Below are 24,759 nucleotides of genomic sequence, written 5' to 3'. Positions count from 1 at the left end.
TCAAACCGGGTGCCATGCGCCTATTATCGAAGGGGGACTTATGAATCGATCGACCACCCGCCGTGGCATGTACGCGGTACTTGCGGGCACGGCCCTGTTGGCCTCGGCGCAGGCCGGCGCCTACGGGCTCTACGAAACCGACGACACGCTGATCAATTTCGATGTCGAAGTCGCACTTGGCGGGTTCAACAGTTCGAAAGCTTATGCTCAAGTGCTGCGTACCGAAGACGCCAGCCCGACCTGGCTGGAAGGCTATGCCAAATACGGACTGAGCGCGGTCCATGCGCTCGACGGTGCCGGCAGCGTCTATGGCGCCTTCAATCTGCTCAGCTCGGCGACCCGGGGCGACGGCGATGCTGGCGGTTTCACCACCGGCAAGGAAGAAGACACGCAGGTCGAGGATGCCTATATCGGCTGGCGCTCGGGCGATCTCGTGCCCTGGCTGGGCGAGGACGGGATCGACCTGTCGTTCGGCAGCCAGAGTTTCACGATCGGGGACGGCTTCCTCGTCAACGGCGATTCCCTTAACTTCGGCGAAGGCTTCGAGCCGCTGTCCGATGCTGGCATCGCGCCGAGCGGGTTGAGTCGCGGCGGCGCCTATTGGCTGGCGGCCCGCAAGGCCTTCAACGAGACCGCGATCCTGCGGATCGGCGGCGACACCGGCGTACATTTCGACGGTTTCTGGCTGGATTCCGACAACAAGTCGCAGGCGGAAATGGAACTGGCCGGCGCGAATCTCGAATACCGGGATGAGACCTACGGCACCGTCGGGCTGACCTATCTGAAGGGCCTCGACGTCGATGACGAGTCCGCCGAATTCCTTGGCTACCAGCATCGCGACGGCCAGGAAACACTGGCAATCCGCGCCAACGGCAGCCTTGGTGTCGAGAACCTGTTCTTGTCCGGCGAATACGTCGATCAGGACAACGGCGACAACTACGTTGGCGACGGTGACGATCACGCCTGGTACGGCGAAGCCGGCTGGACCTTCGCGCAGATGCCCTGGTCGCCCAAGCTGACCTATCGCTTCTCCAGCTTCTCGGACGGCTTCGATCCGCTGTTCTTCGGCTTCAACCGCGGTTACGGCACCTGGTTCCAGGGCGAAGTCGCGGCCAACTATGCCGGGCCGTTCAACAGCGATACCGACGTTCACCACGTCGGCCTCGCGCTCGCCCCGTCGCCCACCGTCGAACTCGGCGCGCTGTTCTTCGAGTTCGACAACGCCGGCCAGGGCTTCCTCGACGGCAACGAGATCGATCTCTATGCCCAGTGGGTGGTCAACGACCATCTCGTGCTCAGCCCGCTGGTGGGTTTCTACACGCCCGACAGTTCGGCGGCCGATGGCGGCACCCAGATCGGCGACGACGACACCAATATCTATTCGCAGGTGATTGCGATCGTCAATTTCTAGCGGCCCGGGCGTTCGCGGCCAGCCGTGGCTGGCTGCGGCCAATGGCGTAAAAGCCGCTGAGCCGACTCAACTATTCATGTAACGAACACGGTGCAAGCCGGTGCGACAGTCGAGGTGTGAGATGAAGTATCGAGTATTCATGGCCTGTCTGGCGGCTTTGGCTGTCGCCCCGGTATCTGCGCATGCCGCCGGTGCAAACCAGGACAAGCCCAATATCCTGTTCATCGTTGCCGATAATCAGTCGGCCGGCCTGCTCGGCAGCTACGGCAATCCCGACATCCTCACGCCGCATATCGATCGGCTGGCGACGCAGGGCACCCGCTTCACCCGGGTGTTCGCAGCCAACGGCATGTGTTCGCCCACCCGCGCCACGCTGCTGACCGGCCTGATGCCGGATCAGCATGGACTGCACGACTGGCTCAACGACGCCCAGATGACGACCCTGCCGCCCGACTGGTCGGCTGTTTCCGAATTCCGGACCGTTCCCTATACCTTGAAGCAGAAAGGCTATCGCACGGCGATGATCGGCAAATGGCATATCGGCCAACCGTGGAAGCCGCAGCTAGGCTACGACTACTGGGTTACGTTCGAGCACGGCCACACCATGGATTTCTGGCACAAGAGCGTGATCGACAACGGCGAGCAGTATCCGGTCACCGATCAGCATATCGACGACTTTCTCGGCAAGAAGGCGGCAGCCTATTTGAGGGACCGCGCAAAAAGCGACGACAAGCCGTTCTTCATGCAGCTGTCCTTCAGCGGCCCCTACATGAATCCGCCCACCAACGTGGGCCCGGCACGAAACAAGTTCTATCCGTATTACAGCAAGCAGCCGCTGACGTCTTTCCCGCGGGAGACGATCAACCAGAACTATATCGATCAGATGCTCGACTCCGCCGGCGATGAGGAGCTGACCTTTCTCGACCGTATTATCCGGGTCGTGATGGGCAAGATGGCCGGCTCGCAGGAAACGATCGCCAACATGGCATCTCAGAACACCCATGTGGATGCGAATGTCGGGCGCGTGCTCGATGCGCTCGAGGAAAGCGGCCTGCAGGACAATACCATCGTCATCTATACCGCCGACCAGGGCGTCTACTATGGCCAGCACGGGCTGTGGACGCACACCATTCTCAGCGAACCCTCGACCCTCCACGAGACGGCGATGCACGTGCCGCTTATCGTCAAGAAGCCGGGGGCGGCCCAGGGCCGCGTCGAGAACGCGCTGATCGGCCAGTACGACATTCCGGTCACGATCCTGTCGCTCGCCGGTATCGACCAGGATCTGAAAGCATCGCCCGGCAAGAGCTTCGAGCGCATGCTCGACGAGGGCGCGAGCGAGCCGCTCCACGATGCGGTCTTCTACGAGCAGACCGAGACGCGCGCTATTCGCACCGATCGTTTCGCCTATTGGAAACGCATGGATGCGGATTTCGGCGAGGATCGCCTATACGACATGAAGAACGATCCGGAGCAGACTCGCGATCTGGCCGACGACGCCGACTACAAGGACGTGATCAGCGATCTGTCCCAGCGGATGGATGCCTTCTATGCCGAATTCAGCGATCCCGCCTATGACCTCTGGCATGGCGGAACCGCGAAAGGCACCTTGTCCTACCCGGAGAAATTCAAGGCCCGCTTCGGTCAGGACTGGGAACTCGAAACCCGTACCGTGGCCCCGTTCCAGGGCGAGGATTGAGCCTGCACGGCTATAAGTGAACGATCGACATGCCGTCGAGTGGCTGAACCGGTCGCCCCGGTCGGCCGCGCCTCGGCGCGCAGATGCGATGGTCAGCGCGCCGCGGTCTTGGGGCGCTCAATCGCAAGCGGTCATACTCCAGGGCTGTCCTATCGATAGGAGTCGCCGTGTCGGATAACGCATCGCAGCGCGCAGTCGCGCATGAGGAGATCGTGTCGCTCGGCGCCGTGGCGCTATCAGGGATGATCGCGGGTCGGACGCTGTCCTGTCGCGAGGTGATGACGGCCTATCTGGCGCATATCGACGCGGTCAATCCTCGCGTCAACGCCATTGTTTCGCGCCGCGATCCCGATACGCTGCTCGCCGAGGCCGATGCCTGTGACCGCGAGTTGGCCAGCGGCAAATCCCGCGGTTGGCTGCATGGCATTCCCCAGGCGATCAAGGATCTGTCGCCCACCGCCGGCATTGTCACCACCTTCGGTTCGCCGCTGCGCGCGGAGCAGATACCCGCCCGCGACGGGCTGATGGTCGAGCGCATGAAAGCGGCCGGTGCGATCGTCATCGGCAAGACCAATACGCCCGAGTTCGGTCTCGGGTCGCAGACCTACAATCCGGTCTTCGGCGCCACCCGCAACGCCTATGATCACGCCCTGACCGCCGGCGGATCGAGCGGCGGTGCGGCGGCCGCGCTCGCCATGCGCATGCTGCCCGTGGCCGACGGCAGCGACATGATGGGGTCGCTGCGCAACCCGGCCGCGTTCAACAACCTGTTCGGTTTCCGGCCGTCGTTCGGTCGGGTGCCGCAGGCGCCGGTGCCCGATGTGTTCGGCGAGCAATTGGGTACGGAAGGGCCGATGGGGCGCAACGTGTCCGATGTTGCTCGGTTGCTGTCCACCCAGGCCGGGCCGGATGCCCGCGCGCCGTTATCCAACGCCGGGGATGCCGCCCCGTTTGCCGGAGATTTGAGCCGTGATGTCGAAGGCCTGCGTATTGGCTGGATCGGCGACTGGCAGGGCCATCTGGCGACGGAAGACGGCGTGCTGCAGGTGTGCGAACAGGGTTTGAACCGACTGAAGAAGCTCGGCTGTGTCGTCGAGCCGGTTGTGCCGGCGTTCGATCCGGCACGGCTGTGGCGCTGCTGGAACACGTTGCGGCAGTGGTCGGTAACCGGAAAGCTCGCGCCGCTTTATGCCAATCCGGAAACACGCAACCGGCTCAAACCCGAGGCCTGCTGGGAAGTCGAGCAGGGGTTGGTGCTGAGTGCGCTGGATATCCACCGCGCCAACGTCGACCGCACGGCATGGTACGAGGTTCTGCGGCGGCTGTTCGAACGCTTCGATATCCTCGCCATGCCCAGCGCACAGGTGTTTGCCTTCGATGTGGGGATCCACTGGCCCAGCGAGATCGCCGGTCGCGCCATGGACACCTATCACCGCTGGATGGAAGTGGCGATCGGCGCGTCGCTGGCGGGTGTGCCCGCGATGAGCGTGCCCGCCGGTTTCGATGCGCGCGGCCGTGCCATGGGGCTGCAGCTGATCGGCCCGCATCGGGCGGATCTGGCCGTGTTGCAGCTGGCTTCGGCCTACGAGCAGGTCGCAGCCGATGTGCTGGCCAGAACGCCCGATTGGCAATGAGCGGTGCCCGCATACTGGTCAATCATGCGCTGCGACAGATCTGGCGATCGACCGGGTAATCCCGGTCGATCGGGTAGGGCATTCGACGGCGTGCAAGGCCGTGCTTTGCTCTACGCGTGATCGATCGGAATAGCCAACGGCCGCAACGCGCCGTAAGGGCCGCCGCCTAGTCGCTGCGGTTGCCCATCGAGCCGGGCGGCGGCGGAACGTCATCCGGCACGAAGAAGTCGGGCCAGAGCTCCTTGCTGGCGTCGACGGCGTACTGGTCGAAATCGTTGACGCCGTTCTCGTGCAGCAGCACGTCGTCCATGCAGAAACGGCCGGTGAAGTCGCGGCTGGGCTTGGTGAGGATGATGTGCGCGGCGTCCGCCATGATCTCGGGGGTGCGGCAGTGCGACATCATCTCTTCGCCGCCGATGAGGTTGATGGCGGCGGTGGCGATGCCGGTCCGCGGCCACAGCGCATTGAAGGCGATGCCGTCTTCGGCGAATTCCTCGGCCATGCCGAGCACGCACAGGCTCATGCCGTATTTCGCGATCGAGTAGCCCACATGCGGGCCAAACCACTTGGGCTTCATATCCAGGGGCGGCGAGAGCATGAGCACGTGCGGATTATTGCCTTTTTGCTGGGACTCCTTGAGATAGGGAATGCATTTCTGGCTGACCAGATAACTGCCGCGCGCGTTGATCTGGTTCATCAGGTCATAGCGCTTCATCGGCGTTTCCAGCGTGCCGGTGAGCGAGATGGCGCTGGCGTTGTTCACGCAGATATCGATGCCGCCGAAATGCTCGGCGGTCTGTTTCACCGCGGCCTCAACCTGATCCTCTTCGCGGATGTCGCAGACGATCGGCAGGGCCTTGCCGCCGGCTGCCTCGATCTGTTCGGCCGCGGTATGAATCGTGCCGGGCAGCTTGGGATGCGGCGTGTCGGTCTTGGCCGCAATCGCCACGTTGGCACCGTCGGCCGCCGCGCGCAGGGCGATGGCAAGGCCGATGCCGCGGGAGGCCCCGGAAATGAAGAGCGTCTTGTTCGCGAGCGTCGTCACGTGTTCAACCTCGAAGATGGGTAATGACGCCGACACAGTAGCTTAGAGCGTGCCCGGTCGTCAGTGACAGGTCGCGTCTTGCAGGGCGGCCCGCGGTGATCGTGTGGCTCGTCTAGGCCGAAAGTCGTAGTCGCTCCACTCTCGCTGCAGCGGCATTGCATGCAATTCAATATATTATAAAAACTAATAAATACAGTGATCTATATAAAAAAAAGAGTTAATTTACGGCGCGAGAAAACAAATTGCATTCATTATTCGATTCGCCTACGCTGCAATTCAGGTCATCGTCGTATTGCCTTCGAGTGTTGATTGCTTGGGCTGGAACCGGCCGCTAGAACCGGGGCGACGATCGAATCGAATAACGAATAGCCGTCGCCAGTGCGCGCTCGGCACAAATAATCGCCAATCGTGGTGTGGAGGAGCATTGGGTGAGCTATAACAGCGGCCGACATTTTCTGCAGATTCCCGGCCCGACCAACGTGCCGGATCGCGTACTGCACGCGATGTCCTATCCGACGATCGACCATCGCGGTCCGGATTTTCAGGCGCTCGGTGCCGATGTGCTGGAGCGCATCAAGCCGGTATTCGGGACGACCAACCCGGTCATCATCTTTCCGGCCTCGGGCACTGGTGCCTGGGAAGCGGCGCTGGTGAATACGCTCTCGCCCGGTGATCAGGTGCTGATGTTCGAGACCGGCCATTTCGCCAAGCTCTGGCAGAACATGGCCCAGCGTCTGGGCTTCGAGCCCGAGCTGATCGAAAGCGACTGGCGCCACGGTGCGGATCCTGCCGCGATCGAAAAGCGGCTCTCCGAAGACAGGGACCACGAAATCAAAGCGGTTGCCGTGGTCCACAACGAGACCTCGACGGGCGTCACGAGTCGCATCGCCGAGATCCGCAAGGCAATCGACAACGCCAACCACCCGGCACTGTTGCTGGTCGACACGATCTCGTCGCTCGGCTCGATTCGCTACGAACACGATGCCTGGGGTGTGGACGTGACAGTGTCCGGCTCGCAGAAAGGGCTGATGTTGCCGCCGGGGTTGAGCTTCAACGCTGTGTCGGACAAGGCGCTCGACGCGTCGAAGGCGTCCCGCCATCCGCGCTCCTACTGGGACTGGCAGGAGATGCTCGGGCCGAACGACGCAGGCTTCTTCCCCTACACGCCGGCGACCAATCTGCTCTATGGGCTGCGCGAAGCCATCGACATGCTCGAGGAAGAAGGCCTCCAGAATGTCTTCGCCCGCCATGACCGGCATGCCGAGGCGACCCGTCGTGCCGTGACGGCCTGGGGCTTCGACATCGTCTGCGCCAACCCGGCCGAGTACTCCAGTGCGCTCACCGCGGTGCTGGTGCCCGATTCGGTCGACCCGGACGCGCTGCGGCGCACGATCCTCGAAAACTTCGATATGTCGCTGGGCGCCGGTCTGTCCAAGCTCAAGGGCAAGGCATTCCGTATCGGCCACCTCGGCGACTTCAATGACCTGACCCTCGCGGGCACGCTCAGCGGCGTGGAGATGGGCCTCAAGCGGGCGGGCATCGCGCATCAGTCTGGCGGCGTGCAGGCCGCGCTGGATTATCTGGCCGAGACCGCGGGTAGCGCCGCAAAAGTGGCCTGAGGAAAAAGACGCTGGGGAGTGCGTCTTGGCCTGACGAACGTATGGGCCAAGGCAGGCAGCGGGTGGCGCATCACGCGTCGCCCCGGCCCTAAGAAAACGCGGTCCGAAAGAGGCCGTAACAACTTATAAAAAAACCGAAAGTGACGAACGGAGGAGAGCATGAATAGAAGTACTTCAACCCTTCTGGGTGCGGTTGCCGCGCTTGGGGTGTTCACTGCATCGATCGGTGTTGGTCAGGCCGCAGAGACGATCAAGTTCGGCCATGTGGGTCAGCCCGGCTCACTGATGGACAAGACCGCTACGGAATTCGCCAAGCGTGCCAACGAAAAGCTCGGCGATGAGGCCGAGGTGCGTGTGTATGGCTCGAGCCAGCTCGGCAGCGATACGCAGATGCTGCGCAAGCTCAAGCTCGGCACCATCGACATGTCCCTGCCGTCCACGGTGATGAGCTCGGTGGCGCCGTCGTTCGCGTTGTTCGAGATGCCGTTTCTGGTCAACGACCGCGAGCACATGGCACGTATCCGCGAAAGCGAACTCATCAGCGGCAAGCTCGAGGACGCCGCCGCGTCCCAGAACTACAAGATCCTGGGTGTGTGGGAAAACGGCTTTCGCAACATCACGAACAACGAGCGTGCGATCAGCTCGCCGGACGACCTGAGGGGCGTCAAGCTGCGCACGCCGAACGGTCAGTGGCGTGTGCGCATGTTCAAGTCCTACGGCGCCAACCCGACGCCCATGCCGTACTCCGAAACCTTCGTGGCCCTGCAGACCGGCGCCGTCGACGGCCAGGAAAACCCGCTGGCCCAGATCTATCCGGCGCGCTTCTACGAGGTGCAGGATTATCTGTCCCTCTCGCGCCACGTCTATACACCGGCCTATGTACTTGCCGGCGCCAGCTGGCAGCGCATGGCTGAAGACGTCCGCAAGGTCCTCAAGGAAACCGCCCAGGAAATGCAGCCGGTGGCCCTCGAGATGGGTGCGCAGCTCGACGAAGACCTGCTGACCAAGCTCAAGGACGAGGGTATGAAGGTCAACGACATTGATCGTCAGTCCTTTGTCGATGCCTCCACGCCGATCTACGACCAGTTCGAAAGCGATGTCGACGACGGCGAGGCGATGATCAAAGAGGTCCGCAGCCTCAAGGACGAGTAGTCCCTATCCGGTGAACCGCGGCACGGCCAGACGGCCGGCCGCGGCATTCGCCCCTGCTGTGAATCGATCATCTCCCAGGGAGAAATTCTCGTGAAGACACTAGCGGTCATTCGGGCGAGCCTCGACCGTGTGCTGGAAGCGATTGTCGTCGTGCTCATGATGGCGCTGTCGCTTGTAGTCACCGTCGGCTTCGCTTCCCGGTTGCTCGACATGCCTCTGTCCTGGACGGGCGAGGTCGCGGCCACCGGTCTGGCGTGGTTGACGTACTACGGCGGCGCGCTTGCTGCGAGCAAGGGTGCACATATCACCTGTCCCAACATCGTGAACATGATGCCGCCGGCCCTGCGGGTGCCGGTGATTGTCGTCGCTGAAGTCTTCACGATCGCGTTTTTCGTGCTGCTGGCGTGGACGGGCTATCAGGTCATGATCATTCTCGAGGGCAGCTCGCTGGTCAGTCTGCCGTTCGTGTCGCAACAGTTGACCCAGTCGGTGATCCCGATTGCGTCCGTGTTGTTCATCGTGGCCGAGCTGCTGCGTTTCCCGGAAACACTGGCCTGTGCCCGTGGCAACGGCTTCGTGCACGAGCCCGATCTCGAAGAGGAAATGCCCCAGTCCGCGGAGACGATTGAAGACAACAGCGCCGTCGTGCGCCACGACGCGACGGGGGAGCGCTGATATGGCGATCACTTTCATGCTGCTGGGCCTGCTGGCTCTGATTCTCATCAATGTGCCGATCGGCGTGGCGCTCGCCGTGGTCGGTGCCGCGGGCATGTACCTGAGCTACGGCGCGATGGCGCTGCCCAATGTCGCCCTGACCATGTACGACGGCGCGACCTCGTTCCCGCTGCTCGCGATCCCGCTGTTCGTGTTCGCCGGCGCGATCATGAACGCATCCAGCATCGCGCGACGACTGATCGATCTGGCCTCGGCCATGGTCGGCTTCATCCGCGGCGGCTTGTCGCTGGTGACGATCGGTTCGTCCATCTTCTTTGCCGAGATCTCCGGCTCTGCCGTGGCCGGCGTGGCCGCACTGGGCAGTGTGCTGATTCCGGCAATGCGCAAACGTGGTTACTCGCGCGAGTTCTCCGCGGCGATCTCGTCGTCGGCCGCGAGCCTGGCGATCATTCTGCCGCCGTCGATTCCGATGATTCTGTATGCCGTGATGGCACAGGAATCGGTGGTGAAGATGTTCATCGCCGGCGTGTTCCCGGGGCTGCTCGGCGCGCTGGGCCTCGCGTTCATGGCTTACTACCTTGCGCGCAAGAACAACTATCCGGTCGAGGACAAGTTCCGCCTGTCGCGTCTGGCGACGGCGTTCAAGAACGCGTTCTGGGCACTGACGATTCCGGTAATCGTGCTGGGCGGCATCTTCGGCGGTTTCGTCACCGCCACGGAAGGTGCGGCGCTGGCCGTGGTTGCCGCACTGCTGATCAGCGGGCTGATCTATCGCGAGCTGAACCTGGGCAAGCTCTACCGGGCCTGTCTCGAGGGCGGCGTGCAGACGGCCGTGGTCATGTTGCTGGTCGCGGCTTCCGCGCTGGTGGGTGACTATTTCACCGAGGCGCAGCTGCCGCAGCAGCTCGCTGCAAGCATTGAAGGCATCACCACCAACACCTATGCGGTGCTGGCGCTGCTCAACGTGTTCTTCCTGATCCTGGGCATGTTCCTGCATTCGGCGGCGGCCATCATTCTGGTCGTGCCGATCGTCATGCCGCTGATCCACTCGGTGGGCATCGATCCGGTGCACTTTGGCCTGATCGTCACGCTCAACCTCGCCATCGGTCAGCAGACCCCGCCGGTGGCCAGCGTGCTGATCACGTCCTGCTCGATCGCCAAGGCCGATGTGTGGCGCACCAGCAAGGTGAACCTGTGGTTCATCGGCGTGCTGTTCGCGCTGCTGATGATCAATACCTATGTGCCGACCATCGCGCTTGCGCTGGTCAACCTGGTCTACGGTTAGCGATGGCCCTGGGAATCTGGAGAAGCTGATGGCAACCGATGAACTCTTGTTCGAGAAATCCGGTGCGAAGGCATCCATCGTGTTTAATCGCCCGGACGTGCACAACGCCATGAACTGGGCGATGTACGACCGGCTCGAGGCGGTCTGTGACGAGATCGATGCCGACGACGATATCCGGGTGGTCACGCTCTCCGGTGCCGGCGGCAAGGCGTTCGTGGCCGGCACCGACATCGGTCAGTTCCAGGACTTCGAGTCCGGCGACGATGCCGTCGCCTATGAGCAGCGTATCGATCGCGTCGTGAGCCGGCTCGAACACCTCAAGCGCCCGACCATCGCCATGATCCAGGGTGTATGTGTGGGCGGCGGCGCGGCGATCGCGCTGGCGTGCGACTTCCGGTATGCCGACGACAATCTCAAGCTCGGTATTCCGATCGCCAAGACGCTCGGCAACTGCCTGTCGATGGCCAACTTCGCGCGGCTGGTGGACCTGCTTGGCACGCCGAAGGCGAAGGAGATGCTCATGCTCGCGCGGCTGTTCAAGGCCGACGAGTGCGCCGCCGCCGGCGTGGTCAATGACGTATTCGCCGCCGACGCGATCGAGGCCGAGGTCGACGCCATCGCCGATCGCCTCACGCAGATGGCGCCATTGACCGTGGCCGCGACCAAGGCCGCGATCCAGCGTATCCACGAAAGCCGGCGTATCGCGCCGGAAGACGGCGAGGATCTGATTCGGTCCTGCTATACCAGCGACGATTTCCACGGCGCGGTCGACGCGTTCATGGAAAAACGTCAGTACGCCTGGCAGGGCCGCTAGAACACATACGGAGAATACGAAGATGAGCCTACCGCTGGACGGACTGCGCGTGCTCGACATGTCCCAGATCATGGCCGGGCCTTATTGCACGATGGTGCTGGCCGACATGGGCGCGGAAGTCACCAAGATCGAAAAGATCAAGGGTGGCGACGACTCGCGCCAGATGGGCCCGTATATCGAGGATGAGTCGACCTGCTTCATGCAGATCAACCGCAACAAGCGCAGCGTCGCGCTCAACCTCAAGGACCCGGATGCCCGCGAACTGTTCTACGACATGGCCCGTGAAGCCGACGTCATCATCGAGAACTTTCGCCCGGGCGTGACCCAGTCGCTGTCGGTCGACTACGACACGCTCAAGGAGATCAATCCCGGGATCATCTATTGTTCGATTTCGGGCTATGGCCAGACCGGCCCGTATCGCAACAAGGGCGGCTTCGACCTGGTCGCCCAGGGCGCGACCGGCCTGATGTCGATGACCGGTGAACCCGGCCGGCGCCCGCTCAAGACCGGCGTGGCAGTCTACGACATCGGCGCGGGCATCACCGCCGTGTACACGATTCTGGCGGCTTATATCCATCGCCAGAAAACCGGCGAAGGCCAGCATCTGGACGTGGCGATCGGCGAATGCGGGATGCCCTGGTTCACTTGGGAAGCGGCCGCCTATTTTGGCGAAGGCCGCGAGCCACAGCCGACCGGTTGGCGTCATCGCGTATCGGCGCCGTACCAGGCGCTGGCCACGCGTGACGGCTATCTCATGCTTGGCTGCGCCAACCAGCGAACCTGGGAGCGCTTCTGCAACGACGTGGTCGACAAGCCCGAATGGATCGACGATCCGCGTTTTCGGACCAACAGCGATCGCGGCGCGAACGTCGAGGAACTCGAAGCCCTCATCGAATTCGTCTTCGCCGAGCACGACACCGGTACCTGGCGTCAGCGCTGCGATGAAGCCGGCGTGCCCGCCGGGCCAATCAACACCTTCGCGCAGGCGCTGTCGGACCCGCATTATGTCGAGCGCGGCATGGTCCAGGAGTTCGAGCACCCGAAGGCCGGCAACGTTAAGACGCTGGGTTTCGCGAGCAAGTTCTCATCGACGCCGCAGCAGATCCGCCGGCCCAGTCCGTTGCTGGGCGAGCACACCGAAGAAGTGTTAGCCGATATGGGTATCGATGCCGAGCGCCTGGCGGCTCTGCGGGACAAGGGCGCCATCGCATGATCGCGACCCGGCTGCGCTAGAGGCTCATCCCGCGCGCGGCGATGGGCCAGAGCGCGACCACGCGGTCTTTGCGATAGGCCACGAGCCAGTCGTGCATGTTCACGGTTGGGTCGCAATGTCCGGGCACTAAGCGCAGCGTCTTGCCGAGCGCGAGGCGATCCTGCGGATCGTCGAGCTGCCCGTGTTCGTCCGACGCGCCGGTATAACGAACGCCGTCGCAATCGAAGACCGTGGGCAGGCCGGAATCCACGCTGTGCGATTTCAAACCCGCATCGCAGACAGCCCGGCCGGATCGCGTCTTGCTGATTACCCGGGTCTGCAGAAACAGGCTGTGTTCGAACGGCAGGGCGCCGCCATCGACGCCGCGAACGCCGGCATAGTCCGCGTCCATGAAGATATAGGAGCCGCACTGCAGTTCGTTGTAAAGGCCGCTGGCGGCTTCCAGATCGAAACTGCCCGTGCCGGCACCGGCCACGATCTCGCAGTGCAGGCCATGGATGGCCAGTCGATCGACGGTATCGCGGGTGAGCGCGATTGCGTTATCGATCGCCGCACCTCGCGCGGTGTGATCCTGAATATGCTGGGCCGGGCCGTGATAAGCCTGCAGGCCGGCGAAACGAAGATGTGAGCTATCGGCGATCCGGTGTGCGAGTTCGCAGGCCGGATCGCCCGGCGCGATGCCGCAACGGCCCGCGCCCACATCGATTTCAACCAGTACCTCGATCCGAGAACCAGCCGCTGCCGACGCCTCCTCGAGCACAGTGACGTTCGATGCGTCGTCCACGCAGACCAGCACGCGGGCCTTGAGCGCGAGTGCGGCCAGCCGCCCGATCATGCGCGGCGCGACCACCTCGTTGGACACGAGTACGTCGCGCGCGCCACCTGCCACCATGGCCTCGGCTTCGCTGACGGTCTGGCAACAAAGGCCGACTGCGCCGTGATCGAACTGGCGCGCGGCAATGTCCGGGCTCTTGTGGCTCTTGGCGTGTGGGCGCAGACGTACGTCGTGCGACCGGGCGAAGTCGGCAAGCGCGGCGATGTTGCGATCGAGCGCGTCCATATCGACCAGTAGACAGGGCGTGTCGACCTCGGCGACCGGCATGCCGACTTCGGCAGGAATGTTGAATGCCACGGTACGCGCGTCAGCTGGCCAGTTCGTCGGCGTCCGGGTCGTCGTCGACGTCGACCCGGTCGAGCTTGTGCTTGAGATGGCCGCGCAGTATGCGGCCCATCCGGGCGCTGTCGCGGCTTTCCAGCGCTTCGATAATCTGTTCGTGTTCGCCGACCACCTGTTTCCACAGCTCCGGCGACATCTGTTCGGAAAAACGGAACCGGCGCACGCGCTCGTTGAGATTGTCGTACATCTCCAGCAGCACTTCGTTACGCGCGGCGGAGACCAGCGTTTCGTGAATGCGCCGGTTGACCTCGAAATAGGCTGTCAGATCGCCGGATTCGTAGTGCGCGATCATCTGCTCGTGCAGCCGGCGGATGGTATCGATCTCTTCCGAGCTGACATGCTGACAGGCCAGCTCCCCGGACAGCCCTTCGAGCGCGCTCATGACGTCGAGGGTGTCCTTGAGCATGCGTCGTGTGAGCTTGACCACACGGGCGCCGCGGTTCGGCAGCAGTTCCACAAACCCCTCCGAGGCGAGCACCTTGAGTGCTTCACGCAGCGGTGTGCGGGATATGCCGAACTGTTCGCAGAGCTGCTTTTCGGGCACTCGGGTGCCGGGCTTCAGGCGACCTTCCTTGATCATCGTGCGAATACGCTGGGCGGCTTCGCCGTAGAGCGAGCCCTGTCTTATTTTTTCCATGCAATGGTTGCCGTTGGCGGCACCGGCGTCTGGCCTGCCGGTGCCTGATCGGTTGTCGATTTTTTAGACTGTGACGGTAGCAGAGTCCCGCTAGCGCGCCGCATGGCGTTTGAGCTGACGCGCAAGCAGTACGGCGACGTGCTCGGCCTCACGCGCGGCGCCGTCGCGGATCTGATGCCGGCAGCTGGTGCCGTCGGCCACGATATGCACGTTGTCGCCGGCTTTTCGTACCGCCGGCAGCACGCCGAGCTCGCCGATCGCCATGGACGTGTCGTAGTTCTCCGCCTGGTAGCCGAAGGCACCGGCCATGCCGCAGCAGGTCGAGCCGATGGTCTCGACTTCGGCGTCCGGAATCCGACGCAGCAGGCGTTCGATATCGGATACGGCATTGAAGGCTTTCTGGTGGCAGTGGCCGTGCAGCAGTACGCGTTCGCCGTTGAGACCGTTCAGTTCCAGCTGCGCGCGCTCGGCCGCGCATTCGCGTTCGAGAAACTCCTCGAACAGCAGGGCGTTATCGGCCAACCGGTCGGCATCGGCACCGGGCAACAGCGAACGGAATTCGTCGCGCATCGTCAGCAGACAGGACGGTTCCAGCCCCACGACCGGCACGCCGCGACGTACGTACGGCATCACCGCGCCCATCGTGCGTTCGGCTTCCGCGCGTGCGTTGTCGGTATCACCGGACGACAGATAGGTACGTCCGCAGCACAGCGGGCGACCGCCGTTGTCTGGTTGCGCGATATGGACCTGGTAGCCGGCAGCCACGAGTACATCGATCGCCGCCCGCAGGTTGTCGGCCTCCTGCCAGCGGTTGAAGGTATCGGCAAACAGCACGACCTCGCCGACCGTGGCTTCGCCGATCGAAGCCGTGTCGCGAAACGGCCGGGCGTGCCAGACCGGCAGCGGCCGGCGCGCGGACACGCCAATGATCTTTTCGCTGAGTTTCGCCAGCCCCGGAATGCGGTCACGCAGGTTGAGCAGCCAGCCCATCCAGGCAATCTTCGGTGCATAGCGCGGCAGGTGGGCGATGACCTTGTCGCGCAGGCTGCGCCCGTGGCGTTCGTGGTAGTGGTGGAGAAACTCCACCTTCATCTTCGCCATGTCGACGCCGGTGGGGCATTCGCGTTTGCAGCCCTTGCAGCTCACGCATTTGGAGAGCGTGTCGTACATCTCGTGCGAGGTGAGCGCATCCTCGCCAAGCTGGCCGGACAGGGCCAGGCGCAGCGAGTTGGCGCGCCCGCGGGTGACGTCGCGCTCGTTCTTGGTTGCGCGATAGGACGGGCACATTACAGCGGCGTCGAACTTGCGGCAGGCGCCGTTGTTATTGCACATCTCCACCGCCGAGGCGAAGCTGCCGTGCGCCGACCAGTCGAGCGCCGTCTTGACCGGAATCGTCTTGTATTCCGGGTTGAAACGCATGATCCGTGTGTCGTCCATGCGCAACGGATTCACGATCTTGTGCGGATTGAACAGCCCGTCGGGATCGAAGGTCTGCTTGACCTCGTTGAAGGCGGTAATCAGGCGCTTGCCGTACATCGCCTCGTGGAATTCGGAGCGCGAGATGCCGTCGCCGTGCTCGCCCGAGTGTGAGCCCTTGTACTCGCGCACGAGCGCGAAGGCTTCCTCGGCGATGGCCCGCATCTTCGGCGCGCCTCCCGGGTCCTTGAGATTGATGATCGGGCGCACATGCAGACAGCCTTCCGAGGCATGGGCATACCAGGTGCCTTCGGTGCCGTGCTTGTGAAAGACCTCGGTGAGGCGTTCGGTATAGTCGGGCAGGTCGGCGAGCGGCACCGCGCAGTCCTCGATGAACGACACGGGTTTGCCGTCGCCTTTCATCGACATCATGATGTTCAGCCCGGCCTTGCGTACGCCCCAGAGTTCGGTCTGCTGCGCGGGCGTCAGCGCCTCGACGACGCCGTCCGGATAGCCCATATCGCCCATCAGTTCGACCAGCTCGGCGAGATGCGCTTTCTGCTCGTCGAAGTGCTCGCCGGCGAACTCCACCAGCAGCACCGCCTGCGGGGCGCCGCGGATATAGCGCTCCATGACCGGGCGGAAGATATCGATCTCGCGGCCGAGCTCGATGAGCTTGGCGTCGACCAGTTCCACCGCCGCCGGCTTGAGGCCTACGATCGGCTTCGCGGCTTCCATGGCCGCCCGGAAGGTCGGGAAATGACAGACGCCCAGCACCTTGTGCTGGACCGTGGGCTGCAGGTCGATCTCGATCTGCTGGAAGAAACCGAGCGTGCCCTCGGAGCCGACCAGCAGGCGCGCCAGATTGGGTGGACGCTCCGGCTTGTTGGGGTCGAGTTCGTTGAGGTTATATCCGCCGACCCGGCGATTCACGTCGGGGAAATGCCGCGCCAGTTCGTTGGCTTCGCGGGCGTATAGCGCGCTCATCTTCTCGGCGATCGCGCGATAAGCCGGCGCTGCCTTCGCCATCGCATCGGCATCGTCGATACGCCCGAAATGATAGGCGCTGCCGTCGGCCAGAACGGCGTCCAGCGCGCGCACGTTATGCACCATGTTGCCGTAACGCAGGCTGCGGGTGCCGCAGCTGTTGTTGCCGGCCATGCCGCCCAGCGTCGCGCGTGCGCTGGTCGATACGTCGACCGGATACATCAACCCGTGCGGGGCGAGTTTCTTGTTCAGGGCATCCAGGGTGATGCCGGGCTCGACCACGGCCACGCGATTCTCGACGTCGAGCGAAACCAGCGAGTCAAGATACTTGCTGGCATCCAGTACCAGCGCTTCGTTGACGGTCTGGCCGTTCTGCGAGGTGCCACCGCCACGGGGCAGTACCGGTACGCCCTCGCCGCGCGCGATCTCGAGTGCACCCACGATATCGGCTTGCGTGCGCGGCACGACCACGCCATGGGGACGCATCTGATAGATCGAGGCATCCGTGCTGTAACGCCCGCGGGAGAAGTCGTCGAACAGCACCTCGGCCTGCAGCTCGCTGCGCAGGCGGCGCTCGAGCGACGAATGCGGTTGAGAGCCGGGCGCTCGCTTGTCGGATCGTGGGGTGCGCGACGTATCGGTGTCGGCGGCGCGCTCTGGTGCCAGCGTCGGTTCGCTCATTGTTCGTCTCGTTTCTTATTTACTCCTCTGTTTTGAATTATGCATTCATAATTACAAAAGACTCAATTCGATTTAAGCCGTATAGAGGTCGGCCGCGCGCAGTAAGGCTTCATGTTGAAGCGCTTGGCTAATGACGAGAGCGCAGCGGCCAGACGGGAAGAGGAAGCTGGCCGCGTGATGCGAGCGCCGGCTTCACCAAACCGGCGCTCTCAGGCTCACGGTTTGGGCAGGGCGAACCGCATCACGCGATCGATGATCCAGGGTGGCACGCCACCCGGCGCGAGTCGGCTCATCCGCATGAGCATGCGATACGACAGGCCGGGCACGACCTGCGATTGCTTGCCGAGGCCCTTCAGGCCGGCCTTGACCACGTCCTGTGCGCTCATGATCGTGGCACGCATCGGCGCCGGCCAGTTCGTCGGATCGACGTTGGCGTGGTCGAAGAATTCGCTCTGGGTCAGGCCCGGACACAGCGATACCACGTCGACGCCGTCGCGGCCCAGTTCCTCGTGCAGGCCTTCGCCAAGATAGCGGTTCCAGGCTTTGGTGGCACTGTAGTTGGAGAACATCGGCGTGGGTACGATGCCGGCGATCGAGGCCAGCATGATGATGCCGCCACGCCGGTCGTCTCGCATGCGCGCGCCGAAGTGGTGCGCCAGGATCAGCGGCGCCCGACAGTTGAGCGTGAGCATCTGCAGCTCGGTGTCGAGATCGTGATCGAGAAATTCGCCGGTCATGCCGGAGCCGGCGTTATTGACCAGCAGGCCGATATGGCGGGTGCCAAGCGCTTCGGTGATCGTGGCAAGGAAATCGTCGGCGCAGAGATCGGCGGCGATCGCCAGCGTGCGCACGCCGTACTGCGATTCGAGTTCGGCGCCCAGTGCTTCCAGGCGTTCGCGCCGACGAGCGACCAGCGCCACGTTCACGCCCTTCGCCGCAATCTGGCGGGCGAATTCCGCGCCGATGCCGGCAGACGCGCCGGTGATCAGGGCCCAGGGGCCGTACTTGTCGACAAAGGCCATATCAGCTCCGTGCGTGAAGGATGATCGCTAGAGAAGGCTTGCGGAGAACGGGCGTCGTTCCGGTCTAGGCGCTGCCCCAGTTCAGGAACAGCAGTCCGGCATTCAGATAAACGGCATAGCTGACCCAGGCCAGATACGGCACGAGCAGCAGCCCGGCAAACCGGTCGGCCCGCCAGAATTCGGATAGCGTTGCGGCGAGCAGCAGCCAGAGCGCGACGATGACCAGCAGCGCCCAACCCAGCGCATGCGCGCCGAAGGCAACCGGCATCCACAACGCATTACACAGCAGTTGGGCTGCGAACAGCGCCAGTCCACGGCCGATGCCGACCGCGCGCCAGACCCGCCATGCAGCGACGGCCATGCCGATATAAAGTAGCGTCCACGCGATGGGGAAGGCGATGTCCGGCGGCGTGCCGCCCGGTTGGTTGAGTTGTTCGTACCAGGCGCCCGGCGGGAATACCGCGCCGGTCAACGATACGAGCGCGACCGCGATGCCGCAGACGAGTGCGGCGCGTGTGGCCTGAAAGCCCTCACGCATGGAACACGCCCCGGCGCGCCGGCACCCACCAGGTGAAGCCGAAGATCAGCGTCGCCATGATCGTGGTACCCCAACGTACCCCACGACCCTGTACCGCGATGAAAGCAAGCGGAAACTCCAGCATGTGAATCATCATCACGATGGCCCACAGTTTGGCAACCGGATGCGCAAAGCCGGCGGTGACGTAGAAATACAGCCCGAAGCCGTGAAGCACGAGCAATATGGCATTGAGCGCCAGCCAGAAGCGGCGATTGTCGGCAATCGAATCCATGGGTTAGTCCGCGTCGGCCGTGGCGCTGTCGGCGAGCATCGTCAACAGCAGTTTCGGCATGGTTTCAGAGGTGCCCAGGTAGGGGGCGATCTCGATATGAATGTCGGGGTGTTTTTCCTGCGCGACCGCGACTTCCTCGGGAATGTCTTCGATCACATGCCGTCCAGCGGCCAGAAAATAGGGCAGCACAGTGATTTGTGCGGCGCCGTTGTCGATCAGTTGCTCCAGACCGTCGGGAATCGACGGTTCGGCGAGTTCCAGAAAGGCACATTCGATAGCCGCATAGCGTTCATTGGCCTCGACGCGCACGCGCTCGGTCAGCGCGCGAACCTCGTCGTTGGAGGCCTGGCGGCGGCTGCCGTGGGCCACCAGAAGCAGGGATTTTTTCATGCGGGCAATCCTATCAGAGAGCAGTGGCGTGAATGGTCGGACAGGCCGTCGGGTGCTTGGTAGAATGGCGCACATCTTTCCAAATCAGGTATCGCGTCATGCAGATGCCATCCAATGAACCCGTCACCTTCCAGCGCGACTGCGAAGCGGTGTTGATTCCGGCCGGTGATACGGTCGAGATCCCGGTCGGGACGCACGGCAATATCACCCAGGCCCTGGGCGGTTCGTTCACGGTCTATATCGCCGGGAACCTGATCCGTATCGCCGGCGAGAACGCCGATGCGATCGGCCAGGAACAGCCCGAGCCATTGAAGCTGCCGGAAGGCGCGGGCAACGACGATGTCGAAGCCATGGTCTGGGAACAGATGCAGACGGTTTTCGACCCGGAGATCCCGATCAACCTGGTCGATCTGGGGCTGGTCTATCAGTGCGATTTCGACCACAGCGATCCGACCGCTCGCGTTGTCGATATCGACATGACATTGACCGCGCCTGGCTGCGGCATGGGCGACATCCTCGTCGACGACGTGCGTAACAAGGTGAAGATGGTGCCCACCATCGGCCAGGTTCGCGTCGAACTGGTGTTCGACCCGCCGTGGACGATGGAAATGATGAGCGATGCCGCCAAGCTGCAGGTCGGCATGCTCTAAGGCTTCGCGCTAGAAGTTCACCAGGCCCAGCACGCCGATCAGGATCAGATAGCCGGCCACGATGTAGTTGAGCAGGCGCGGCACGAGCAGGATGCCGATGCCGGCAGCCAGCGAAACGATGGGCACCAGGCTGGCGTCGGAAATGGTGATGGTCATGAAATCGGCCTTGGATTGGAAAACGCGTCGAGAATGCGTGAAGCCGGTAAGTCGCGCAATCACGCACGCCTGATCGGGGTCATGCGCCGACTGGTCGGCCCACGAGGCGATCGAGCAGTCGGTGTTGGGCTGCCACGGCTTCGCGCGTCGCGTCTTCAAGATCCTTGGTCTCGCGCATCGCGGCGAAGCCTTCGGCGAGCAGCGCGTAGGTCTGGCCCATGCCGAACGCCTTGGCCGGCGAGCCCGCCAGCTTGAAGGCCCAGTAAGCGGCGCGATTATCGGCATAGCCGCCCAGCAGGTCCACCAGTTCATTGATCCACGCGATCTGCTGCTCGCGGATTGCTACCTGGCCGACGTCCCGGAAAGCGCGGACATAGGCGGCAGCCGTGATTGGCCCCGCCGGTGATCGCTCGATCAGCGCGTCGGCGAGGTCCGCGTCCAGCGTGTCCGCCGCGTGCTGCAGGCGCACCGCGATCACGAGCGGCCGATCGTCGTTGATGATGCGCCCGATCCGGCCGGCGATCTTGTCCGGCTTGTCGGTCAGCTCCGACCAGTCGGCCTCGAGATAGAAGCTGCGGGTAAGAAACCGCAACAGCGCATCGCCTTTGTAGCGCTGGGCCAGCGGCCGATGCCAGGCCGCGATGCGTTGCGATTGCCACTGCCGCAGGGCAGCCAGCCGTTCATTGAAGTCAGGCGATGAGCGTTCGGCCAGCGCGATGCGCGCGTCGCGCAGTTGGTAAAGCGCCTGTTCGAGATCGCTCGAACTCATGGGTCGTCTTCGTTGCGTTCCGGTACCGGGATCCGGGCAAATGCGCTGGCGGTCAAGCTGCCGAGATAGAGCTGGTTGCCGCTTTGTTCCACGCTGGTAATCGGCGCGAAAGCACTCGGGTCGGTGTCTTGCAGGTCGGTGACGACAGCGCCCTCGGCGTTCAGTCCCAACAGCCGCCCGACGTGGGCCGGCGCCGGCTGAACGGCTTCGGGCAGGCGGAAGATGATGCGCCGCAACCAGGGTTTGTCGGCCGCGAAATCCAGCATCTCGTTACGGGGCGCGAACAGCGCCAGCCAGAAGGTGTCGCTGTCGTCGCTGTACGAAATGCCGTCCGGGAAGCCGGGCAGGCGGTCGATGAACACGTCGCTCTGGCCGGCGTTGTCGCCCGTGAGCCAATAGCGCAGCACGCGATAGCTGCCGGTTTCGGTGACGAGCACGAAGGCATCGTCGCCGCTCACCGCCACGCCGTTGGCGAACTGCAGGCCCCCGAGCAGCACGGTCACGTCGCCGGTCGCCGGATCGTATTTCATCAGGCGGCCGTGACCACCGTGTTCCAGAATGTCGGCGCGGTAGTTGTGCTGGCCGTACTTGCTCGATGCATCGGTGAAATAGATGCTGCCGTCGCTGGCCACGTCCACGTCGTCGGTGAAGGCGAACGGTGTGTCGTTGGCGCCGCTGGCCAGCATCTTGATGTCCCCCTGCGTATTGATCGCAAGCAGACCTCGCTGTGCGTCGGCAACGATCAGGACTTGGGCAGGTTCGCCGTCTGCATTCGTGTCGGCGGGGTCTTCGGCGGGACGGCCGTTCTGCGCGGCGTTGCTTTCCGGCTCGACCGGGCCGCGGGTGAAGGCCAGCCCGAGCGGGCGGCCGTTGGTGGTCGCGAACACCTCGCCGTTGGTGCCGTTCTCGTCGAAGCGGCGAATTGTGCCGTCGTCGTAGCCCGCATAGAGCCGGCCCTGGTCGTCGATGGCGACGTCTTCCGGACCGTTGGCGACGTTCTCGGCCAGGCGCTGGGCCTGATTCAGCGGCGCGCTTTTGACCGGCGCTGCACCGGTCTGGGCCGGGGCCGGCGTCCAGGGCTGGGGCATGAACTCGCCCGGCCAGAACAGGGCATAGCCAACAAAGGCCACGAGCGCGATGAGCAGCAGGACTAGCAGTTTCTTCATTTCATTCCTCGGCCCATGAAACAGGCCCGGGCCGCGATCGACGAAAGAATCGGCATACAATGGGCGACAAATATCGAGGCCGCATTATCCACAAATGAGCGACGACGTCTCGTCTTCACTACTGGCCAAGCGCCAGGCCAGCCTGAGCCGTATCGACCGGATCGCCTGGTGGCTGGACGATGCCTTTCGTATTCCGGTAATCAACAAGCGCGTCGGTATCGACGGCGTGGCCGGGCTCGTGCCCTTCGCGGGCGACCTGGTCGGCGCCGGCCTGTCGAGCATGCTGGTGATCGAAGCGCTGCGCCTGGGCGCGCCGCGCCGGGTCTGGATGCGCATGGGCGCGAACGCCGGGCTGGACTTCGTGGTGGGGCTGGTGCCGGTCGCAGGCGACCTCTTCGACATGTTCTGGAAAGCCAATCGCCGCAACGAGCGTGTGCTGCGCAAGTGGCTGGAGCAGGTCACCGAGGCGGAAGTCAGAAAACCGCGCTGGGGCGGGGCCGTGGGGATCAGCCTGGGGCTGGCCGGCGCGTTCATCGTCACGGTCGTGCTCTGGCGCGCCATGTTTGGCTAGCATCGCCGCAGGCGGCGCGCCCGGCAGCGAATGCGCGCCGGTTCATAGACTCTCGAACATAAGGACTGTCAACGTGGCCCATTCCCCCGATACCGGCGATCGCGCGCCCGCGATCGAACGCGATGCCCACGACGGCCGGCGTATCGATACTGCTGCGCTCATCGGCACGCGCCCGGCGGTGATTTATTTCTATCCGCGCGACGAAACGCCGGTCTGCACGCGGCAGGCCTGCAGCTTTCGCGATCAGCTCGAGGCGTTCAACGAACTCGACGCCGACGTGATTGGCATCAGCGCCGATGACGACGCCAGCCATCGCGCTTTTGCCGAGAAGCACGGTCTCGACTTCGCGCTGGTGTCCGACCGCGACGGCGCGCTGTCGAAAGCCTTCGGCGTGGGGCGCGCGCTCGGTGTACTGGGCAATCGGGTGACGTTCGTCATCGACCGCGATGGGATCGTGCGTCTGCGTTATCAGGCCCAGCTGGCCGCGGGCCGACATGTCGACAGGGCCCTGGCCACGCTGAAAGCGCTGCCCTAGCTGCGAACGACAGCCAGCAGCAGGGCGATCCATGCAACGATCAGCAGCGCGCCGCCGAAAGGCGTGATCGCACCCAGCCAACGCACGCCGGACAAGGCGAGTACATAAAGACTGCCGGAAAAGATCAGCGTCCCCAGAGCGAAGCAGATCGTGGCCGTGGCCAGACTCGCGCCGGCTAGCCCTTGACGGGCAAGCACGCCGACCGCCAGCAATGCGAACGCGTGATAGAACTGGTATTGCACGGCGGTATGCCAGATCGCCTGCATGTCGGCGCTGAGTCTCGAGGACAACGCATGGGCGCCGAAGGCACCCAGCAGCACGCCGATTAGGCCGTAGATGCTGCCGGCGGCCAGCGCGAATTGAGTCATGAGCGAGTTTCCTGATCGATGAAGATGCGGCTTTCGGCATAGCGTACGGCGCGGCCGCCCAGATGCACGCGCTCGCCCTCCAGCCGGCAGCGCACGGTGCCGCCGCGCTGCGAGATCTGGCGGCCGACAAGTTCGCGCCGGCCCAGGCGCTCGCCCCAGTAGGGCGCGAGCGTGCAATGAGCCGAACCGGTGACCGGATCTTCGTCCACGCCGTGGGCGGGTGCGAAATAGCGCGATACGAAGTCGTGCACCCCGTCGTCCGCAGGCGCGGTCGCAATCACGCCACGATTGTCCGCGTCGCCGCACGCCTTGAGTGCCCGCATGTCCGGTGTGAGCGCGGCGACTGTGCCGGCATCGTCGAATACGGCGAGATGATTCACGCCCACGCGCCAGGCCTGTGGCGCCGCATTCAAAGCGGCGGCGACATCGGGCGGTGCGCTTGCGACCGGTTCAGCCGGGCGAGCCGGGAAATTCAGCCAGAGCATGCCATCGTGCTCGTCGACGCCGAGTTCGCCCGCGTGGCGGGTGGCAAAGCGTAACGGCGCGGAAAAGCCGTCGCGACAATGCAGCAGTACATGGGCGCTGGCCAGCGTGGCATGGCCACACAGTTCCACTTCGCAGGTGGGGGTGAACCAACGCAGTTCGTGGATCCCGGCGCCGGGCACGATGAAGGCCGTCTCGGCCAGATTGTGCTCTGCGGCAATGGCTGCCAGCATCGCATCGTCCAGCCAGGCGTCGAGCAGCACCACGGCTGCCGGGTTGCCGGTAAACGCCCGATCGGCAAAGGCATCGATATGATAGGCGTCGAGTTGCAGCGGTTGGTCTGTCATGGAATTGTCATCTGCTGTTGCTATCCGTAGAGCCCATTTTCTGCCGTG

25 protein-coding genes are annotated in these 24,759 nt (G+C 63.6%); 12 read left to right on the top strand and 13 right to left on the bottom strand.

Annotated features, from left to right (window positions below; genetic code table 11):
* Window positions 1-40: 40 nt before the first annotated feature.
* The 3 genes from SADO_RS06770 to SADO_RS06760 all read left to right on the top strand — a co-directional run bounded on the left by SADO_RS06770 (window position 41) and on the right by SADO_RS06760 (window position 4,744).
* A complete protein-coding gene (locus SADO_RS06770; protein WP_353110347.1) occupies window positions 41-1,411 on the top strand; it encodes an alginate export family protein in 1,371 nt (456 codons plus the stop codon).
* 121 nt (window positions 1,412-1,532) lie between these two features.
* Window positions 1,533-3,110 carry a sulfatase family protein gene (locus tag SADO_RS06765; RefSeq protein ID WP_353110345.1) on the top strand — a complete coding sequence of 526 codons (1,578 nt, stop codon included), beginning with the start codon at window positions 1,533-1,535 and terminating at the stop codon, window positions 3,108-3,110.
* 167 nt (window positions 3,111-3,277) lie between these two features.
* Window positions 3,278-4,744: an amidase gene (locus SADO_RS06760; RefSeq protein ID WP_353110344.1), complete on the top strand. Its 1,467-nt coding sequence runs from the start codon at window positions 3,278-3,280 to the stop codon at window positions 4,742-4,744.
* A gap of 166 nt (window positions 4,745-4,910) precedes the next feature.
* On the opposite strand, the gene SADO_RS06755 is transcribed toward SADO_RS06760, so the two are convergent.
* Window positions 4,911-5,789, bottom strand: coding sequence for an SDR family oxidoreductase (locus SADO_RS06755; RefSeq protein ID WP_353110342.1), 879 nt, complete (start codon window positions 5,787-5,789; stop codon window positions 4,911-4,913).
* A gap of 428 nt (window positions 5,790-6,217) precedes the next feature.
* Here SADO_RS06755 and SADO_RS06750 point away from each other — a divergent pair, with 428 nt between their 5' ends.
* From SADO_RS06750 to SADO_RS06725, 6 genes are all read left to right on the top strand, one after another.
* Window positions 6,218-7,408 carry a pyridoxal-phosphate-dependent aminotransferase family protein gene (locus tag SADO_RS06750; RefSeq protein ID WP_353110341.1) on the top strand — a complete coding sequence of 397 codons (1,191 nt, stop codon included), beginning with the start codon at window positions 6,218-6,220 and terminating at the stop codon, window positions 7,406-7,408.
* 159 nt (window positions 7,409-7,567) lie between these two features.
* Window positions 7,568-8,560 (top strand): TRAP transporter substrate-binding protein, encoded by a 993-nt coding sequence (locus tag SADO_RS06745; RefSeq protein WP_353110339.1) that lies wholly within the window; start codon window positions 7,568-7,570, stop codon window positions 8,558-8,560.
* A gap of 90 nt (window positions 8,561-8,650) precedes the next feature.
* Window positions 8,651-9,235 carry a TRAP transporter small permease gene (locus SADO_RS06740; protein ID WP_353110338.1) on the top strand — a complete coding sequence of 195 codons (585 nt, stop codon included), beginning with the start codon at window positions 8,651-8,653 and terminating at the stop codon, window positions 9,233-9,235.
* Between the two features lies 1 nt (window position 9,236).
* On the top strand, window positions 9,237-10,520 hold the full coding sequence (locus SADO_RS06735; RefSeq protein WP_353110336.1) for a TRAP transporter large permease: 1,284 nt from the start codon (window positions 9,237-9,239) through the stop codon (window positions 10,518-10,520).
* Between the two features lie 28 nt (window positions 10,521-10,548).
* Complete coding sequence (locus SADO_RS06730; protein WP_353110334.1) at window positions 10,549-11,334, top strand: enoyl-CoA hydratase/isomerase family protein; 786 nt, start codon at window positions 10,549-10,551, stop codon at window positions 11,332-11,334.
* 22 nt (window positions 11,335-11,356) lie between these two features.
* Window positions 11,357-12,547, top strand: a complete 1,191-nt coding sequence (locus tag SADO_RS06725; protein ID WP_353110332.1) for a CaiB/BaiF CoA transferase family protein — start codon at window positions 11,357-11,359, stop codon at window positions 12,545-12,547.
* Window positions 12,548-12,563: 16 nt separating this feature from the next.
* Here the strand turns inward: SADO_RS06725 and SADO_RS06720 are convergent, their stop codons facing one another.
* From SADO_RS06720 to SADO_RS06690, 7 genes are all read right to left on the bottom strand, one after another.
* Window positions 12,564-13,679, bottom strand: coding sequence for a DSD1 family PLP-dependent enzyme (locus tag SADO_RS06720; RefSeq protein WP_353110330.1), 1,116 nt, complete (start codon window positions 13,677-13,679; stop codon window positions 12,564-12,566).
* A gap of 10 nt (window positions 13,680-13,689) precedes the next feature.
* Window positions 13,690-14,361 (bottom strand): GntR family transcriptional regulator, encoded by a 672-nt coding sequence (locus SADO_RS06715; RefSeq protein ID WP_353110328.1) that lies wholly within the window; start codon window positions 14,359-14,361, stop codon window positions 13,690-13,692.
* A 90-nt stretch (window positions 14,362-14,451) separates the two neighbouring features.
* Complete coding sequence (locus SADO_RS06710; RefSeq protein WP_353110326.1) at window positions 14,452-17,445, bottom strand: FAD-binding and (Fe-S)-binding domain-containing protein; 2,994 nt, start codon at window positions 17,443-17,445, stop codon at window positions 14,452-14,454.
* A 215-nt stretch (window positions 17,446-17,660) separates the two neighbouring features.
* On the bottom strand, window positions 17,661-18,467 hold the full coding sequence (locus tag SADO_RS06705) for an SDR family NAD(P)-dependent oxidoreductase (RefSeq protein ID WP_353110324.1): 807 nt from the start codon (window positions 18,465-18,467) through the stop codon (window positions 17,661-17,663).
* A 64-nt stretch (window positions 18,468-18,531) separates the two neighbouring features.
* Window positions 18,532-19,005, bottom strand: coding sequence for a TspO/MBR family protein (locus SADO_RS06700; RefSeq protein WP_353110323.1), 474 nt, complete (start codon window positions 19,003-19,005; stop codon window positions 18,532-18,534).
* Window positions 18,998-19,276 carry a hypothetical protein gene (locus SADO_RS06695; RefSeq protein WP_353110321.1) on the bottom strand — a complete coding sequence of 93 codons (279 nt, stop codon included), beginning with the start codon at window positions 19,274-19,276 and terminating at the stop codon, window positions 18,998-19,000. The genes SADO_RS06700 and SADO_RS06695 overlap by 8 nt, the downstream gene beginning before the upstream one ends.
* Window positions 19,277-19,279: 3 nt before the next feature.
* Window positions 19,280-19,741 (bottom strand): sirohydrochlorin chelatase, encoded by a 462-nt coding sequence (locus tag SADO_RS06690; RefSeq protein ID WP_353110319.1) that lies wholly within the window; start codon window positions 19,739-19,741, stop codon window positions 19,280-19,282.
* A gap of 23 nt (window positions 19,742-19,764) precedes the next feature.
* Between SADO_RS06690 and sufT the strand changes: the two genes are divergently transcribed.
* Window positions 19,765-20,316, top strand: a complete 552-nt coding sequence (sufT, locus tag SADO_RS06685; protein WP_353110317.1) for a putative Fe-S cluster assembly protein SufT — start codon at window positions 19,765-19,767, stop codon at window positions 20,314-20,316.
* Window positions 20,317-20,325: 9 nt separating this feature from the next.
* Here sufT and SADO_RS06680 read toward each other — a convergent pair whose 3' ends face one another.
* The 3 genes from SADO_RS06680 to SADO_RS06670 all read right to left on the bottom strand — a co-directional run bounded on the left by SADO_RS06680 (window position 20,326) and on the right by SADO_RS06670 (window position 22,407).
* Entirely contained in the window at window positions 20,326-20,472 is a 147-nt protein-coding gene (locus tag SADO_RS06680; RefSeq protein ID WP_353110315.1) for a DUF3096 domain-containing protein, read from the bottom strand.
* 79 nt (window positions 20,473-20,551) lie between these two features.
* The gene (locus SADO_RS06675) at window positions 20,552-21,241 is read right to left on the bottom strand and encodes an FFLEELY motif protein (protein WP_353110313.1); all 690 of its coding nucleotides are present in this window, start codon (window positions 21,239-21,241) and stop codon (window positions 20,552-20,554) included.
* Window positions 21,238-22,407 (bottom strand): SMP-30/gluconolactonase/LRE family protein, encoded by a 1,170-nt coding sequence (locus tag SADO_RS06670; RefSeq protein ID WP_353110311.1) that lies wholly within the window; start codon window positions 22,405-22,407, stop codon window positions 21,238-21,240. Before SADO_RS06670 ends, SADO_RS06675 begins: the two co-directional genes overlap by 4 nt.
* Before the next feature lie 94 nt (window positions 22,408-22,501).
* On the opposite strand from SADO_RS06670, the gene SADO_RS06665 reads away from it, so the two are divergent.
* Both SADO_RS06665 and SADO_RS06660 read left to right on the top strand, forming a co-directional pair.
* Window positions 22,502-22,978 (top strand): DUF4112 domain-containing protein, encoded by a 477-nt coding sequence (locus tag SADO_RS06665; protein ID WP_353110309.1) that lies wholly within the window; start codon window positions 22,502-22,504, stop codon window positions 22,976-22,978.
* Between the two features lie 73 nt (window positions 22,979-23,051).
* Complete coding sequence (locus SADO_RS06660) at window positions 23,052-23,513, top strand: peroxiredoxin (protein ID WP_353110308.1); 462 nt, start codon at window positions 23,052-23,054, stop codon at window positions 23,511-23,513.
* Here the strand turns inward: SADO_RS06660 and SADO_RS06655 are convergent.
* Window positions 23,510-23,881, bottom strand: coding sequence for a DUF423 domain-containing protein (locus SADO_RS06655; RefSeq protein ID WP_353110306.1), 372 nt, complete (start codon window positions 23,879-23,881; stop codon window positions 23,510-23,512). The two genes, SADO_RS06660 and SADO_RS06655, sit on opposite strands and share 4 nt — an antisense overlap.
* Window positions 23,878-24,711, bottom strand: coding sequence for a PhzF family phenazine biosynthesis protein (locus tag SADO_RS06650; protein WP_353110304.1), 834 nt, complete (start codon window positions 24,709-24,711; stop codon window positions 23,878-23,880). The genes SADO_RS06655 and SADO_RS06650 overlap by 4 nt, the downstream gene beginning before the upstream one ends.
* Window positions 24,712-24,759 lie beyond the last annotated feature (48 nt).

It is taken from the genome of Salinisphaera dokdonensis CL-ES53 (genome assembly GCF_040361215.1).
In the GTDB taxonomy this organism is placed as follows: domain Bacteria; phylum Pseudomonadota; class Gammaproteobacteria; order Nevskiales; family Salinisphaeraceae; genus Salinisphaera; species Salinisphaera dokdonensis.
This window is presented reverse-complemented; position numbering and strand designations above follow the sequence as displayed.

What these genes read in the sequence shown, in the direction of transcription:
- sufT (WP_353110317.1), top strand. Translation starts at nt 19,765, where the DNA reads ATGCAGATGCCATCCAATGAACCCGTCACCTTCCAGCGCGACTGCGAA.
- SADO_RS06665 (WP_353110309.1), top strand. Translation starts at nt 22,502, where the DNA reads ATGAGCGACGACGTCTCGTCTTCACTACTGGCCAAGCGCCAGGCCAGC.
- SADO_RS06745 (WP_353110339.1), top strand. Translation starts at nt 7,568, where the DNA reads ATGAATAGAAGTACTTCAACCCTTCTGGGTGCGGTTGCCGCGCTTGGG.
- SADO_RS06675 (WP_353110313.1), bottom strand. Translation starts at nt 21,241, where the DNA reads ATGAGTTCGAGCGATCTCGAACAGGCGCTTTACCAACTGCGCGACGCG.
- SADO_RS06765 (WP_353110345.1), top strand. Translation starts at nt 1,533, where the DNA reads ATGAAGTATCGAGTATTCATGGCCTGTCTGGCGGCTTTGGCTGTCGCC.
- SADO_RS06655 (WP_353110306.1), bottom strand. Translation starts at nt 23,881, where the DNA reads ATGACTCAATTCGCGCTGGCCGCCGGCAGCATCTACGGCCTAATCGGC.
- SADO_RS06650 (WP_353110304.1), bottom strand. Translation starts at nt 24,711, where the DNA reads ATGACAGACCAACCGCTGCAACTCGACGCCTATCATATCGATGCCTTT.
- SADO_RS06705 (WP_353110324.1), bottom strand. Translation starts at nt 18,467, where the DNA reads ATGGCCTTTGTCGACAAGTACGGCCCCTGGGCCCTGATCACCGGCGCG.
- SADO_RS06680 (WP_353110315.1), bottom strand. Translation starts at nt 20,472, where the DNA reads ATGACCATCACCATTTCCGACGCCAGCCTGGTGCCCATCGTTTCGCTG.
- SADO_RS06730 (WP_353110334.1), top strand. Translation starts at nt 10,549, where the DNA reads ATGGCAACCGATGAACTCTTGTTCGAGAAATCCGGTGCGAAGGCATCC.
- SADO_RS06735 (WP_353110336.1), top strand. Translation starts at nt 9,237, where the DNA reads ATGGCGATCACTTTCATGCTGCTGGGCCTGCTGGCTCTGATTCTCATC.
- SADO_RS06725 (WP_353110332.1), top strand. Translation starts at nt 11,357, where the DNA reads ATGAGCCTACCGCTGGACGGACTGCGCGTGCTCGACATGTCCCAGATC.
- SADO_RS06690 (WP_353110319.1), bottom strand. Translation starts at nt 19,741, where the DNA reads ATGTGCGCCATTCTACCAAGCACCCGACGGCCTGTCCGACCATTCACG.
- SADO_RS06710 (WP_353110326.1), bottom strand. Translation starts at nt 17,445, where the DNA reads ATGAGCGAACCGACGCTGGCACCAGAGCGCGCCGCCGACACCGATACG.
- SADO_RS06715 (WP_353110328.1), bottom strand. Translation starts at nt 14,361, where the DNA reads ATGGAAAAAATAAGACAGGGCTCGCTCTACGGCGAAGCCGCCCAGCGT.
- SADO_RS06670 (WP_353110311.1), bottom strand. Translation starts at nt 22,407, where the DNA reads ATGAAGAAACTGCTAGTCCTGCTGCTCATCGCGCTCGTGGCCTTTGTT.
- SADO_RS06700 (WP_353110323.1), bottom strand. Translation starts at nt 19,005, where the DNA reads ATGCGTGAGGGCTTTCAGGCCACACGCGCCGCACTCGTCTGCGGCATC.
- SADO_RS06770 (WP_353110347.1), top strand. Translation starts at nt 41, where the DNA reads ATGAATCGATCGACCACCCGCCGTGGCATGTACGCGGTACTTGCGGGC.
- SADO_RS06695 (WP_353110321.1), bottom strand. Translation starts at nt 19,276, where the DNA reads ATGGATTCGATTGCCGACAATCGCCGCTTCTGGCTGGCGCTCAATGCC.